We start from the raw sequence: 15,450 nt of genomic DNA, 5'->3' as shown, positions 1-15,450 counted from the left end.
TTCATTGGAAAGCTAAACGGAGGTATAGTCATGGATGACATTAAGCGTTTATCAGCATTTCTGATCGCATCGTCAATGCTTGCGGCAAATATGACGTGCGCACTTGTTTCGGCGGATGAGATTGCTTCTGCCGGAGAACCAGCTTCGGCGGTGGCTGAAGATCAGGTATCAGAGGACACGGAGGAACCGGAAACTGCAGAGAATGCGGCGGAGGATCAGGACGGTGAGTCTGAAGGTGAAGTCCGGGAAGATGAAAATGCTGATATCAGGGAAGAGAACGAACAGGGTACAGACGAAAATGAGGACGGTACTGCAGATACTTTCATTGAAGCAGCACGAAGCGGTGCCGGTGAGAACAATAAGGATGATGTAAATCTTACAATTGAGGAGATCCCGCAGGATCAGGCATCATCAGTTAACACGGGGAAAGGTGATATTGAGGGGCTTGTCAGCACAAAGGTATTTCAGGTGACACTGCCGGTGCAGAACGATACTCTTGATTATGTCGCTGATCCGCAGGGACTTATACGCAAAACGAATGCAGAAAAGCATCCGGACAGCGTTTATGCCGATAATGCCAATGTGTATTTCTGCAACGGTACCGCTTCTGACAGCGGAAAGAAAAGTTATTCAGGAACGAGTGATCCGCTTACGGTTATCAACAAGAGTTCGGCTTCTGTAACAGTGGTTGCAAGAGTGTCGGCTTACTATGAGCAGGATGCGAAAAATCCTGTTATGCTTGCCGGAAGCCGTGACTGGAGCGCAGACGGAAAGCCGGCTGTCTGCCTTTCAGTGATCAGAAGCGATGACGGTTCAGAGACCGTACTTTCACAGCGTGAAAAAGTTATAACGGCATCGGTCGGCGGATGTCCGGAAGCATACAAATACGTGTGTGAAGATGTGAACGGCGAGAAAAAGTACAGCTACAGAATGATGACCGATGAGGAAATGAAAAATGCCGATGTGAATTTCAAGACATTTTCTCTTCGTCTGACAGGTGAATGCAACGGCGACTGCGAGTGGGATCCGGATGCAAAGTACGATTTTCCTTCAACATCGATAGTCTGGAATGTTGGATTTGCCGTATCGGCGAAACCGTATGTAAATGAAGGAAACTATACTGTAGCACGTAATGCTGAAATACGTGTGCCATACAGTCTCGGATTATACGATGCAGCAGCGACGGGATTTACATCTGCTGAGCTTACCACACCTTCAGGTGAAAAGTTCCAGATCCTCGGAGCAGGTTCGTACATGGACTTTACGGATAACGAGATCGTTCTGAGCAAGGAATTTTCGGAATATGCAAGAGACCTCGGCGGAGGCGTATTAAGCTTCGTGTTCGATGATCCGGACAAAACATCTGCACAGATCACTCTTGACGACGGTTCGACACCTTATCTTGAAGAAACACATTTTGAGATCACGGCAGACACACAGGAGATCAAAATACCGTTCAGCTATGGTATAGGACCGAAGGCAGCAAAGAACATTTCTTCAGTAAAATTCGGAAACCAGGATTTCACATCCAAACTATACATGTCACTGAGCGGAAACGGATTTACGCTGAAGTCAACTGCACTCAGAAGGATAATTGAAAAAGGCAGCGGCAGTGTAAGCGTAACATTTGATGATCAGGCGCATACACGCTGCAGTTTCAGTGTTAAAGTCATAGATTAAGAAAACACGGATATACGGTGAAATCTGATTTCGGATTTAAAAAGATCAGCATAACCAGCCTGCGTAAAAAATAACCCCCTTAGTGTATACACGATTTTCGTTATTTCGAGTGTTTACTCTAAGGGGATTATATCAAAACGCCTGCGGGTTATGCTGATTTGTCGTTTATGTATCAGAATCCGAGCTTTGAATGGATGTACTCATTTCTCTTTATCATGAAATCGGCTATGAGCCAGCTCGGAACATCTATTAAATCTTCGATGAATTTGTAGTTGGTTGAAGTCACCTTGTTGATAGCATCCTTCAGATCGGCAATGTGTCTGAGCTCGTCATCCTTTCCGAATTTTACTTCAAAATTGTTGAGCTTCATTGATGATTGGAAGGTGCAGTCATATGAGTTTCCTACATCGGCCGCCTTGTAGAGTACGGAGTCGTCTGCAGTTTCCTGTTTACAGAGAGGGGAGCCACAGTGTATAATAGTTACTGGAACACTGATCAGAACGGAGATACCGGTGTGTTTTACGGAGCGGGAAGATGACCGGAAGTTTCAGTGGCCGCACAAACATGGAAACGGAGGATAAGTTTCTGTATTTACAGATAGGCTGAAAATACAGAAAGCTTTGAAATATATGAAAACAGACCGCAATACAGTTCTGCGTGCAGCGGAACTGAGCAAGCTGATTCTTACTGAAGATGAGACTGAGAAAATGGTGACTGAACTTGGAAAACTGGCGGAGATCATCGGAAATCTGGATATCGGTGATATTCCTGAAACCGGTTCAGAAGCGGCACAGCCGGTGTCTGAACCGCGTGAAGATGAAGTTAAGCCGTCGGCTGAACGGGATAAAATATTACAAAACGCACCGGAACACACTGAGGAATATTTCTGTGCTCCCGATACATTTGACAAGGGAGGGGACGAGTAATGACAGCTCTTGAAACGGGAAGGCTCATCCGTTCCGGAAAGCTCTCAGTTACGGAGGCGGTTTCAACGGCACTTGATGCAGCCGAAAGGGAAAACGGCAGAATAAATGCTTTCATAACCATCTGCCGGGAAAAAGCTCTGATGAGGGCGGCGGATGTACAGAAGCGTATTGATGACGGAACGCTGACTTCTCCGCTTGCAGGTGTGCCTGTGGCGGTAAAGGACAATATCTGTACGGAAGGAATACGCACTACATGTGCTTCAAAAATGCTTGAAAACTTTGTTCCGTTTTACAGTGCAGCGGCTGTGGAAAAGCTTGAAAATGCAGGGGCAGTCATCATCGGCAAGCTCAACATGGATGAGTTTGCAATGGGAAGCCTGTCGGAAACATCATATTTCGGACCTGTACGGAATCCGCATGGCACGGAAAGATCCGCAGGCGGTTCATCCGGCGGATGCGCTGCTGCCGTTGCAGCAGACATCATACCTGCGGCACTCGGATCAGATACCGGAGGTTCAGTAAGACAGCCCTCAGCGTACTGCGGAGTTACGGGGTTCAAACCGACTTACGGAGCTGTGTCGCGGTACGGACTTATCGCCTACGCCTCATCCTTTGATCAGATCGGTCCGGTCTGCCGCACTGCAGAGGACTGTGCAGCTGTAACCGACGTCATCTGCGGTGCCGATGAACGTGACAGCACATCACGAAGTATGTTTTCGTCTTCGCTTCTTTCCGGCCTTACAGGCGATGTAAAGGGACTGAGGATCGGTGTGCTGAAGGAAATCTTTGAAGCGGGGATGGCAGATGCCGGAACGGCGCAGAAAGTTCTGGATGCAGCAGAGGAACTGGATAAGGCGGGAGCTCGGGTGAAAGAAGTGAGCTTCCCGTATTTAAAGCAGGCTTTTTCCGCATACTACACCATCGCCATGGCTGAAGCAAGTTCGAACCTCGCAAGATTTGACGGTATAAAATACGGATACCGTGCAGAAAACCCCGAAGACCTTAACGACCTTTACTGCCGTTCGCGAAGTGAAGGATTCGGTACCGAGGTAAAGAAAAGGATACTCCTCGGAACCACCATTCTTTCAGGCGGATACTATGATGAATACTATCTGAAAGCGATGAAGATCAGAAATGCAGTCAGAAGTGAACTCGACAGAATATTTACCGGTACAGACCTTCTGCTGACGCCGACCGCACCGGGAACAGCTCCTCTTATCGGAAGCGGAGCGGCAGATCCGGTTTCGGTGTACTGTTCCGATGTTTTTACCGTTTTTGCAAATCTTGCGGGACTGCCTTCGGTGTCGTTTCCGTGCGGAACTGACGAAAACGGCATGCCGGTAGGCGCTCAGTTTACCGGACGTGCGGCAGATGACGGACTCGTGCTGAATGCAGCGCATGCATTTCAGATCCGCACGGACTGGCACATGCGCGGAAGCAGCCTGTCTGCGTACCGGGACAGCGTCACAGTACAAAGTCATGTTCCGGCCGGCGGGAAACTTCCGGATGAAAAGCGTACATTAGGAAAGTGAGGTGAGGAAAGCTATGAAATACGAAACAGTGATAGGACTTGAAGTCCATGTTGAACTTGCATCGAAGAGCAAGCTTTTCTGCTCGTGCACAACTGAGTTCGGCGGTGAGCCGAACACGCACTGCTGTCCGGTGTGCACCGGAATGCCGGGAACTCTGCCTGTGTTCAACAGGAAGGTCCTTGAATTTGCCGTAAAGGCAGGCCTTGCCCTCGGATGCGGGATCACGCGCGATTTTCGCTTTGACCGCAAGAATTATTTCTATCCGGATCTGCCGAAGGCATACCAGATTTCGCAGCTTTATGCGCCCGTTGCCGTGAACGGACATACTGAGATAAAAACAGCTGACGGGAACAAAAAAGTCATACGCATTCACGAGATGCACATGGAAGAGGATGCAGGCAAGATCGTTCACAGCCCGGACGGTAAAACAGCTTTCCTCGATTACAACAGATGCGGTGTTCCGCTCGTTGAGATAGTAACTGAACCTGATTTCAGGAACGCTGAAGAAGTGAATGCCTTTCTGTACCGCTTAAGGTCAGTTTTTAAGTATCTCGGAATATCCGACTGCAAAATGGAGGAAGGGTCGATGCGTGCTGATGTCAATCTTTCCGTTCGTCCTGAAGGAAGCGAAGAATTCGGCACCCGTACCGAGATGAAAAACATCAATTCCTTCCGTGCGATAGAAAGAGCGATAGCATACGAATCGGCAAGACAGATAAAGGTCGTGGAAAACGGCGGAACGATCATTCAGGAAACACGCCGCTGGGATAACGCATCAGGGCGTTCCTTCGCAATGCGTTCCAAGGAGGAGGCCAAGGACTACCGCTACTTCCCTGAACCAGATCTGCCCGCTTTTCATATAAGCGATGAGGAGATCAGACGCTGCAGGGATCTTATTCCCGAATTTGCAGATGAAAGGGCGGAACGTCTTGTCCGTGAGATGTCTCTGTCTGAGGAAGATGCGGCACTTATCACCGCTTCAAAGAATCTTGCCGATCTTTTTGAAAACACTGTCAGTCTTTGCGGAGCACCGGGAGAAGTGCGATTCTGGTTTACAGGCGGACTGCTTTCGTTTATCAACGAGACCGGTACTGATCCGGAAGATATAAATCTGTCTCCTGAAAAGTTTGCGGAATTTGCCGGACTTGTAGTGTCCGGTGAGCTTAAGCGTGAAGCCGGAAAAAAGGTTTTCCGTGCGATGCTTAAAAGCGACGGCAGTTTTGACATCCGCAGGTTTACTGAGGAAAACGGCCTTGGAACTCTTGACGACGAAGAGCTGATAGCAGAGACCGTGAAGAAAATAATAGCGGATAATCCAAAGCCTTTTGAGCAGTACAGAAACGGTGAAACAAAGGTCTTCGGCTTTTTCGTCGGCAGGGTAATGAAAGAACTGAAAGGCAGGGCAGATCCTTCAGCGGTAAACAGCACCGTTAAGAATATACTTGAAAACCACTCGTGAGTATGATATAATAATTTTATATATATTTCATTATGTTGAACCGGAAATTATGAGGGCCTGAAACTATGAACTACTCAATGATGGAAATGACAGAAAAGCTGAATGCTGAATTCGATGAACTTGTAAAGTGCTGTGCCGTTTCACGTGAATTTGACCCTGAATACTACAGAATATACGATGTCAAGCGCGGACTTCGTGATTCTGACGGGAAGGGTGTGCTTACGGGACTTACGGAGATAAGCGATGTCTGCGCGTACGAAACTGTGAACGGAGAAAAATACCCTGCTGAAGGAAAACTCTACTATCAGGGATACAATGTGTGCGATCTTCTGAAAAATACTGAAAGCAAAAGATTTCTTTTCGAGGAAATTACTTATCTTCTGCTTTTCGGTGAACTGCCGGATCCGAAGCAGTTCGAAAGCTTTCTTGCAATAATGAGCAGTCTCGAAGAGCTTACAGGCCAGTTCGTGCGTGACACGATACTCAAGGCACCTCCGGCAAATATTATGAACGCTCTTCAGAAAAGTGTCATCACACTTTATTCCTACGACACCAATCCGGATTCAGTTGAGATCGCGGATGTATTAAGACAGTCACTTCAGCTCATCTGCAAGATGCCGCTTATGGCTGTTTACGCATACTACGCTTATCAGCACATGGAACTGGGCAGAAGCCTGCTTATCCGCACTCCGAAAAAAAGATATTCGATAGCGGAAAATATTCTGTACATGCTTCGTGATGACGGATACTTTACAGACCTTGAAGCAAGGGTACTCGATACTGCCCTTGTGCTTCACGCAGAACACGGCGGCGGAAACAATTCAACATTTACAAATCATGTTGTTACATCATCAGGTACTGACACTTATTCCGCGACCGCAGCATCAATCTCATCACTCAAGGGACCGCGTCACGGCGGAGCCAATCTCAAGGTACTTGAAATGTTCGATGACATAAAGAAAAACGTTGCAGATACCGAAAACGATGAACAGATCAGAGATTATCTCAACAGCATACTTGACGGTGAAAGCTTTGACGGAAAAGGACTTATCTACGGTCTTGGACATGCAGTCTATACTGTTTCCGACCCGCGTGAGATAATTCTTAAGAATCTTGCAGGGCAGCTGGCTGCAGAAAAGGGACTTGAGAAGGAATTTGAGCTTTATGACCGCGTTGAAAAGATCGGCAAAGACTGCATCGCTCAGAAAAGAAAGCTTTTCAAGCCTGTCTGTGCAAACGTCGATTTCTACAGCGGACTTGTATATTCAATGCTGGGCATTCCGCGTGAACTCTTCACTCCTATCTTTGCGGTTTCAAGAATTTCAGGATGGAGTGCTCACCGCCTCGAGGAACTGATAAACAACGGAAAAATAATCCGTCCTGCGTACCGCTTCGTCGGAAAGCACCGTGAGTTTACTGATGAATTCAATAGACTCTGATCTCTCGTGAATCAGCTATGCAAGGAACACGTAAGGTATAGTTGCTTAAACAAAAGAAAAGGATATGCTTTTTGTAAAACGAAAGCATATCCTTTTTTCATAGTTTATATTACCATTTACCTGTTTCCTTTAAAAACGCAAAGCACCTTGGATACTTCTTCTCAAAGCCTTTCGTCAGTGGATTCTGTTTGACTTCTTCTATGGTATGGATACCAAGGAAAGCGAGAATATCAAGAACATCGGTCTGGTCTGTGATTCTCGGAACTAAGTGTTACCGACCACCCATAATGTCGTCCAATAGGCACTGTATCTTGTCACGCAGGCAACAGTTCTGTCAAGGGAAATGTACAAGATTCTGGAAAGTCAGTCCTGCAACTGCGGCCCAGACACGGAATGCTCACGGGAAAACCAACGCGATAAACCCATCCTTCGGGCACGCGGTAACAAATAATAGAAAACGGCATCGTTCCGATTCGAATTTCGGGATGATGCCGTCTGTGTTTTTATCTATAAAAATGATATAATAATTGTATTAACCTTTAGAAAGGAATAAACGATAGCTGTTTTGATCGTCATAACTCGCAATTATGACACAGCTATCGTCCCTCAACAATGAAAAGTATATCATTTTTTCGTGAAAAAGTCAAGGACGGAATCGTCGAAATTACAGGAACAAATTCACCTGTTTGTCCAATTTGCGGCAAACCAATGAAGTCACACGGAAGGTGCAGACGGTATCTGCGCGTATCCGGCGAAGAGCGAATCACTCTGTCTCTCAGAGTTTTCTACTGCCCGGAATGCGGACCGTTATCACCGCGAGCTTCCGGATTACGTTGCTCCTTACAAACATCTCAGTACTGAAATAATAGCTGAAATATATGATGGTCTTGACAACTATGATGTTGATGACAGCACGATAATACGCATCCGAAACTGGGTAAGAAAGTTCCTGAATTTTGGTTCTGCGACTGTCAGAAGACTTAAAATTGAGCATCCTGCACTGGTCGTCAGAAGCAGTTTTGAATCAACATTTGACACGCTCACCTATTTTGTCAGAATAGTCGTAAATTCCAATGAATGGAAGTTCATTAGTTCGCCTGTCATTTCAGTCTGACCTGTACTATGATAGAGATATCAACTACAAGGAGGTACCTCTATGGACATGAAAAATCAGAAACTGGCAAAAGAGATAGCTGAACAGCGTGTGATCATGATAGCGCCACTGCTTGATACCACTCTGTCTCAGGATGAGTATTACGGCAAGCGCTGGGAATTAGCTGATACGTTTGAAGTATCAACAAGAACACTCCAGCGCTATGTGGATGCGTATAACGGAAATGGAATCGACGGATTAAAACCCAAAGGGAAAGTACCGGAACAGAATACCGTGATCACTAAGGAGATCCTGGAAGAGGCAATCCGTCTGCGCCGTGAAGTTCCGTCACGAAGCGTCCCTACCATCATCCAGATACTTGAACTTGAAAACAAGGTCGAAGTTGGCATGCTGAAACGAACGACGCTTCAGCGTGCACTATCAAGGGCGGGTTATTCATCTCAGATGATGAAGACCTATCAGGATCATGGATACGGTTCACAGCGTTTTGCCAGAGTTCATCGCTGTGACTTGTGGCAGGGAGACCTGAAATACGGACCAACGCTGACTATCGACGGAAAGCCGCAGCCAACGTACATGTCGTGTCTGATTGACGATGCAACACGTTACATTGTTCATGCTGAGTTTTATGGAGATATGGAGCAGAGCATTGTTGAGGATACACTGAAGAAAGGCATTCAGAAATTTGGACTTCCCCGTCGTATCTACTTCGACAACGGTTCACAGTATCGTACCCAATGGATGAAGCGTGCATGCAGTCTTCTGAGTATTAAACTGCTGTATGCTAAACCGCGTAATCCTCAGGGTAAAGGAAAACAGGAACGCTTCAACCATACCGTTGACTCGTTCATTGAAGAGGTAAACCTGAACCGTCCTGACAGCATAGAAGAACTGAACAGACTGTTTAACGCCTGGCTCTCTGAATGTTACCACAGTAAAATACACAGTGCACTCGGAATAACCCCGGAACAGGCATTCAAATGCGATTCCATGCCATTACGCTATCCGGATGATGCAATACTCTCAACTGCTTTCCTGCACTGTGAAACCCGTAAAGTTAACAAGTCAGGATGTATCAGCTTCATGGGTAAAGATTATGATGTTGGCGTTCTTTATGCCGGACAGCAGGTGGATGTTGTTTATGATCCTCAGAATATTGCACGTGTAAGGATTGAAGCAAAGAATCATGAACCGTTTTACGCTGAACCGGCTAAGGTAGGTACACACGTTGCTAAAAAACCGAAACGTGCTGAAATTGAAAGTATCCCAGCGGATTCTTCAAGACTTCTTGATGCTGTTACAAAGAGCGCCGGGGAAAAGGAACGTCGAGCTATTATTTCGTATTCACAGGTATTGGAGGGTGCTGAAAATGTTTGAAATGTTTTATGGTATGCAGCATACACCGTTTACGCGCGGTATTCCATCTGATCAGCTGCACAGAACACATCAGAATACTGAAGTTTTCAGTCGTCTGATCATCACTGCACAGAAACAGTCATTCGCACTGCTGATTGGTGAACCAGGTACCGGCAAGACAAGTACACTTCGTCGTTTAAAGGATGAACTTCCTGAATCAGAGTACATGGTTCTGTACGTTTCTGATTCAAAACTGACTCCGCGAAGCTTCTACAACTATCTCCTGAACCAGCTCGGATGCAAATCCGAATTTCATCGCAATGCAGCGAGAAACGCTTTGCATAAGCAGATTGAAATAATGAGGAATATGCAGAAACGTAAAGTGGTCGTGATTCTTGACGAAGCACATCTGTTGCCAAAAGAAATGCTTGAAGAGGCCCGCTTTCTTCTGAATTACAAAATGGATTCCGAAAATCCAATGGCACTAATACTTTCGGGTCAGACTGAACTCTGGGACAAACTCCGTCTTTCCGCATACAGAGCCATTCTTGAAAGAGTAGATGTTGAATGCTTTCTTACTCCTATGGATTTTTCAGAAACCAAGCAGTACATTGAATCACAGCTTCATTATGCCGGACAGGAAAATCCTGTCTTCACTGAAGATGCAATGAAATCTATTTTTACTTTTTCAGGCGGAAATCCACGACTCGTAAACCGTGCCTGCAGTCAGTCACTTATCTATGGTGCACAGATGAAACAGACCTGTATCGACAGCAAATCTGTAGATATTGTACTTGAAAACGAAGTAACCGGAGCCGGTCACTGATTATCTGATGTTGCGGTTCAACTTGATTAACGGGCTTTTGCCCACAATGGAGGATAGGGCAACGCTGGGGAGCGACCTGAGCGCCATGTGGGATTTTGCCGAGAGCATAGCTCTCTAGATTGAAATTGACACCTCCGTGCTGGGGGTGTCAGTTTGTTTTTCCAATTCAGTTGACAAAATACTGTCCCTGCCCTGACAAAATACATTCACTTTTGGATGACAGGATAGGTGGGCGCTAACACTAAGCCTGCAAAGTGAACAGCGCGGACTTTAAGCAGAAGCAGACTTTCTATTTTTGCGATATACAGCATGATATTTGAATAGCTGTCATCTATTATCCATTCCAACTTGCCGATAATATCCATTACCTCAGGCAGACCGTATGAATCGTTGTTGATCCAGTCTTCGTCAAGTCCCTTTTCCTCTGCAATCTCACGGATAAGTGCCTGGACTCCTTCTGTCATATCCTTTGTTGCTGTATCTACATCCATTGTATAGCCGCCGGTTCGGAGCTTGTTATAAAGCATCGCAAAACCACCGATAGCCCTGATCTCAATGGTGATATGATGAGCTTTCAACTTTTCATTTAGTGCTTCAAGTGCGTCCTTGAAATCATCAAGCGTACATTCAATTCCAATCATTGCCACCTCAGAACATCACATTCATTTTATAGTAAACATTTTCTTCTTTCAGCCCGTGATTGCTCAGAACAAGAGGTTCTGAAAGCGGCTGGCATTCTGTAAGTTTCTGCAAGTTAGAAAGCTCAAACAGCTTTTCAAGGTGATAATAGCTGATGATACAGTACAGCAGAACCCTGGTCTTATCGGACATTTGTTGTACATCGAGCTGTTCAATCTCGTCCTTTTTGCGGTCAGCGTGAGTAACAAGCCTGTGCAGATACCTGTGCAGACTGTAATAATCGTCACTGCTCCAACCATTCTGAGGAGCATAGTAAGGTTTTGTTTTTAGTATAATTCTCACCCTTTCTGTATGATGTATCTTTTGCCGAAAGCTTTGTTGATCGACGTCAGAACGAACTTGCTGCAATCGTTGATAACAGACTGGAAGACTTCGCTCATTCTTCTTTTTTAGTATAACATATCCGGCGTAGTTATACAATGAAAATTATTTACTGTAATGGCTTGGCTGCACAATGCTGGGCGGTCGCCTCGCCCTCGGTATCATCCGTCTCTTGCGAGCCGGATGATGCTATAGAAAAATGGCTGCATATTTCCATATGCAGCCATTTGGTTCGGACAGATTAGTATGAAGCAAAGTACATATTTTGTTCAGAAGACCAAATCATTTCTTCCCGCTTTTCTTCACGGCTGATGCGCCGAGGAAAAGAAGTATAAGTGCGCTGCCTGTAAGTGCCGGGACTGCGGGAGAGTTTCGGCCTGTTTCCGGAAGAGGACTTCTGTTTTGGGAAGATACTGCTTCGGTTTCTTTTTTGCTTTCTGAAGTTTGCACATCAGAAGATGCGGCTGTTGTCTCGTTTTCTGAAACTGCCGGAGCGGTCACTGCGGGCTCCGTTACTGTATCGGCGGCAGAGGTTTCTGTCGTCGCCGCCTGTTCAGTTATCAGTGGCGCAGTTTCTGCGGGAGCGGTTGTTTCTGTGGACTTTACGGAAGCAGTGTATCTGTCTGCAAAACTTGTGTGGCGTACGGTGTTGTCATAGGTTCTTATAAGATCAAAACTGTATCCGTCGTCGTCTTTATAAACAAAACTGAAGTTTGAATCAGCAGAGCCTATTACGGTTGAAAGATATCCCGAATGGGCGTATGTAAACTTAAGCGGAAGTGTTCCGTAAGTCTGTTCAGTGTAGCTTTTCGCACTGGTAATATCGTTCCCTTCGGTCAGAATAAGTTCCGTTTCCTGTCTTGAATGGTCGTGACCGAAAAGGTATATAATATTCATGTCGTATTTTTCGGCATAGCTGTTTATAAGCGAAGCAAGATCATAGGAACGGTCAATGTTGTAGGCGTTTTCACCGATCCACTGTGAGATCCGACCGCCGGACGGATTTACTGACGCAGGCTCCATACCGAGTACGTGCAGTCCGGAATGAGCGGAAATAAGGATCAGTTCTCCGTTATAATCTTTTGATGCGTTTTCAAGAAATTTTTCCGTGCTTTCGATCACACCGTCGTAGGAATAGTACCGGTAATCGTGGGTGTTTCTGTGTATCGCAGCCTCGTAGTTGATGCTGAATACCGGCCTTTCGTCGTTTATAGTGGGTAGACCATGAAAGCCACTTGCTAAAATTCATATAATGGAGTATCATTTAAAGTACCAGTAAATAAAGGAAGGTACATACAATTGTTTGATAATACAGCTTTATTCACAGCAGCACTTCAGCTCGAATATCCATGGAAAGTCACCAAGGTAGAACTTAAACCAGAAAAAGAAGGTTCATCGAAAATGGAACTTCATATAGACGTAGACTTTGAACGAGGAGCAAGGTTCATATTCTATTTTGATGATGGAAAGCAGTGGGTAGATGCAGATGGAAAACCAATTGAGAAGAGCGCCCACGACACCGTAAAAAGAACATGGCAACATCTGAATTTCTTTCAGTACAAAACATATATACACGCCAGAGTGCCTAAAGTAAGTGACGGAGAAGGCCATTGTCCAACAGCTCGTGTACCGTGGGCAAGAAAGAATTCAGGATTCACGCTGCTGTTTGAAGCTATGGTGATGGAATATGCAAAACATATGTCCGTATCATCAATTGCTAAGCTTCTGGAAGTGAACGATAAAAGACTTTGGCGAGTAATCAAGCATTACGTTGATGACGCACGTAAGCTTGAAGACTATTCATCAGTCAGAAACTTAGGAATTGATGAAACAAGCCGTAAAGGACATAACTACATAAGTGTCATGGTTGATCTGGACGAACGCAAAGTAATCTATACAACAGAAGGAAAAGATCATACAACAGTAGATAAGTTTGTAACTGACTTCAAGGAACACAAAGGAGTTCCTGACAATATAGATATTGTTACATGTGATATGTCCCTTGGATTCAAGAAAGGAATAACTGAAAACTTTAAAAACAGCAAAACAGTAGCTGACAAATTTCATGTAATTAAACACGCTAATGAAGCAGTTGATAAAGTACGGAAAAAAGAGAGTAAGTATGAGTCAGAGCTTAAAGGAAGCAAATATCTTTGGCTGAAAAACGAAGGCAATCTGACAGACAAACAACTCGAATGGAAACAGAAAATCCTTAAGTCTGCAAAGCATTTAAAGACTGCAAGAGCATATGCTATCAGAGTGGAACTACAGGATATTTATGAGCAGTGCATAGATAGACAAAGTGCAGAACCAAGACTAAAAAAGCTATGTTCCTGGATGATGCATTCACGCCTTGATGACATTAAAGGGTTCTGCAAACTCGTTAAAAGTCACTGGACTGAAATACTTAACTACTTTGATTACAGATATACAAATGCTATTCTTGAAGGCGTAAACTGCATAATACAAAATGTTAAGTGCAGAGCACGTGGTTTTAGAAATATGGAGTATTTCAAAACAATGATATATCTGAACTGCGGAAAGCTTGATATTGACACTGCTGTTAATAATGCTATTAAAACATTCGCTTTGGTATAACTGAGCTTTTATGCCGCGAAAGCCACTTGATAATGAGAAGGCAGTGTGATAGGCTGTTTGCCAGGCAGCACAGCCTTTAGGCGGCGCCTGCCTCGGCGGACAGAATATCATGCTGACAGAGGCTCATTGTCAAGTGGATCGTGGAATAAATGCGTACCTGAAGATAGGCCTTACCCACTACAAATGACGAATCACCTGAATACCTTTATGTTTCCGTCCGCAAGACTACTCGTTCCGTTTGCTTTCACCGCATCTGATCTGCCGTCAAAAATAAGCCCGCCTGATGCTGAAAGATCCTTCGCAGCACCCAGATCAGCCTTTACTGACATTTCTGAAGCCGCCTTTCCAGGATCGTGGTTTCCCGAAACAAATACTGTGTCGATGCCGCCGAGCTGCGGTTTTATAAGCGGATAGTATTTCTCCAGCATATAGTCGCTGTCCGGTGTCGGTCCGTTTACAAGGTCGCCGGTACATACTATAAGGCCCGGAATATATCCGCCGGTACGATTCATCGTAGTCTCTATCGCATTTCCGATAAGAATATATTCCTCGTGTACGTCAGAGAAAGATATGAACGAATCCGGAATAACGCCTTTGGCAATTACGAAAAGTGCATCAGATGATTTTTCACGGTAGATTATCCCGTCTTCATCATGACCTTCGATAAAGCAGCATACCCTGTGTACACCAGCCTCTTTTCCTGCAAGCTCATCCGCTCTGAAAGTCAGTGTATCTGTATCGTAGTTTGAACCGTCAACGTTCCATGTTATGTTGTCGGTGATTATCCCGTCATCGGAAAGAGTTACTGAAAACTCAGGGGCGGCATATCCGCTTCCTTCAGTGACATAATTTTCAGAGCAGGGCTCAGTTTTTATGCATCGTTCCAGAGTATCTCCGTTTGTGTAGACACTGACTTCAGCAGCTTCATTCCGGTCTGCAGTCATCGAAAACGGTGATTCCGCAGTTTCATCGTATTTCAGGTAATATGCATCTCCGTTTTCCGTGTAGGTGAGCACATTTCCATCCGTCGACCAGAAAAGATCACTTACAACGCTTTCCCTGTAACTGAATGAAATCTTACCGTCGATACAGGAGAGATTATGCGACGTTGTTGAAAGGTATGAGAACTTTGAATAGGTACTCGGAACCATTGTTCTTCTGTAATAGTGCCAGATATATTCATTTTCCTCACCGCCTCCGGTGAACAATACCTCAGTACCGTCGGTTTTCTTTACGCTGATAACATAGCTTTTATTGTCATCGAAGCTTTTTACCCGGTACCATTTCTGACCGTCAGCAGTGGTGATCGTGCTGCCGTCAGATTCCACTAGTGCGGATATTGTATTGGTTTCTTCCTCAGCATATAATTTCTGATTTACATATGTCGTCGCACTCAGAAGTGATACGGCGGCACAGATAAAAACAAGTAAGTGTTTTGGTTTCATTGATTTTCCCCGTTTTCCTTAAGTATAAAAGGTATTCCGGATCGCTCCGGAATAC

At 45.2% G+C, this 15,450-nt stretch carries 13 protein-coding genes; 8 read left to right on the top strand and 5 right to left on the bottom strand.

Annotated elements, in window-relative coordinates; all coding sequences use genetic code 11:
* The first annotated feature begins 30 nt into the window (after positions 1 to 30).
* Positions 31 to 1,680 (top strand): hypothetical protein, encoded by a 1,650-nt coding sequence (locus CC97_RS08935; RefSeq protein ID WP_044974673.1) that lies wholly within the window; start codon positions 31 to 33, stop codon positions 1,678 to 1,680.
* A gap of 172 nt (positions 1,681 to 1,852) precedes the next feature.
* Here CC97_RS08935 and CC97_RS08930 read toward each other — a convergent pair whose 3' ends face one another.
* A complete protein-coding gene (locus CC97_RS08930; RefSeq protein WP_044974672.1) occupies positions 1,853 to 2,050 on the bottom strand; it encodes a hypothetical protein in 198 nt (65 codons plus the stop codon).
* 259 nt (positions 2,051 to 2,309) lie between these two features.
* Here CC97_RS08930 and gatC point away from each other — a divergent pair, with 259 nt between their 5' ends.
* From gatC to CC97_RS08900, 6 genes are all read left to right on the top strand, one after another.
* The gene (gene gatC, locus CC97_RS08925; RefSeq protein ID WP_044974671.1) at positions 2,310 to 2,606 is read left to right on the top strand and encodes an Asp-tRNA(Asn)/Glu-tRNA(Gln) amidotransferase subunit GatC; all 297 of its coding nucleotides are present in this window, start codon (positions 2,310 to 2,312) and stop codon (positions 2,604 to 2,606) included.
* A complete protein-coding gene (gatA, locus tag CC97_RS08920) occupies positions 2,606 to 4,138 on the top strand; it encodes an Asp-tRNA(Asn)/Glu-tRNA(Gln) amidotransferase subunit GatA (RefSeq protein ID WP_081850057.1) in 1,533 nt (510 codons plus the stop codon). The genes gatC and gatA overlap by 1 nt, the downstream gene beginning before the upstream one ends.
* 13 nt (positions 4,139 to 4,151) lie before the next feature.
* On the top strand, positions 4,152 to 5,597 hold the full coding sequence (gatB, locus tag CC97_RS08915) for an Asp-tRNA(Asn)/Glu-tRNA(Gln) amidotransferase subunit GatB (protein WP_044974670.1): 1,446 nt from the start codon (positions 4,152 to 4,154) through the stop codon (positions 5,595 to 5,597).
* Between the two features lie 65 nt (positions 5,598 to 5,662).
* A complete protein-coding gene (locus CC97_RS08910; protein ID WP_044974669.1) occupies positions 5,663 to 7,036 on the top strand; it encodes a citrate synthase in 1,374 nt (457 codons plus the stop codon).
* Positions 7,037 to 8,192: 1,156 nt separating this feature from the next.
* On the top strand, positions 8,193 to 9,527 hold the full coding sequence (locus tag CC97_RS08905) for a DDE-type integrase/transposase/recombinase (protein ID WP_049962786.1): 1,335 nt from the start codon (positions 8,193 to 8,195) through the stop codon (positions 9,525 to 9,527).
* Complete coding sequence (locus CC97_RS08900; protein WP_044974499.1) at positions 9,520 to 10,332, top strand: AAA family ATPase; 813 nt, start codon at positions 9,520 to 9,522, stop codon at positions 10,330 to 10,332. Before CC97_RS08905 ends, CC97_RS08900 begins: the two co-directional genes overlap by 8 nt.
* Positions 10,333 to 10,538: 206 nt before the next feature.
* Here CC97_RS08900 and CC97_RS08895 read toward each other — a convergent pair whose 3' ends face one another.
* The 3 genes from CC97_RS08895 to CC97_RS08885 form a co-directional block, all read right to left on the bottom strand.
* Positions 10,539 to 10,973, bottom strand: coding sequence for a hypothetical protein (locus tag CC97_RS08895; protein ID WP_044974668.1), 435 nt, complete (start codon positions 10,971 to 10,973; stop codon positions 10,539 to 10,541).
* 7 nt (positions 10,974 to 10,980) lie between these two features.
* The gene (locus CC97_RS20120) at positions 10,981 to 11,313 is read right to left on the bottom strand and encodes a hypothetical protein (protein WP_156036843.1); all 333 of its coding nucleotides are present in this window, start codon (positions 11,311 to 11,313) and stop codon (positions 10,981 to 10,983) included.
* A gap of 321 nt (positions 11,314 to 11,634) precedes the next feature.
* Entirely contained in the window at positions 11,635 to 12,474 is an 840-nt protein-coding gene (locus CC97_RS08885; RefSeq protein WP_044974666.1) for a hypothetical protein, read from the bottom strand.
* Positions 12,475 to 12,651: 177 nt separating this feature from the next.
* On the opposite strand from CC97_RS08885, the gene CC97_RS08880 reads away from it, so the two are divergent.
* Positions 12,652 to 13,950, top strand: coding sequence for an ISL3 family transposase (locus CC97_RS08880; RefSeq protein ID WP_081850056.1), 1,299 nt, complete (start codon positions 12,652 to 12,654; stop codon positions 13,948 to 13,950).
* 191 nt (positions 13,951 to 14,141) lie between these two features.
* Here CC97_RS08880 and CC97_RS08875 read toward each other — a convergent pair whose 3' ends face one another.
* Complete coding sequence (locus tag CC97_RS08875) at positions 14,142 to 15,395, bottom strand: metallophosphoesterase family protein (protein WP_044974664.1); 1,254 nt, start codon at positions 15,393 to 15,395, stop codon at positions 14,142 to 14,144.
* Positions 15,396 to 15,450 lie beyond the last annotated feature (55 nt).

Source organism: Ruminococcus sp. HUN007, from assembly GCF_000712055.1.
Taxonomy (GTDB): domain Bacteria; phylum Bacillota; class Clostridia; order Oscillospirales; family Ruminococcaceae; genus HUN007.
Note: the sequence above shows the minus strand (reverse complement) of the source record. Positions and strands in the feature narration are given on the sequence as shown.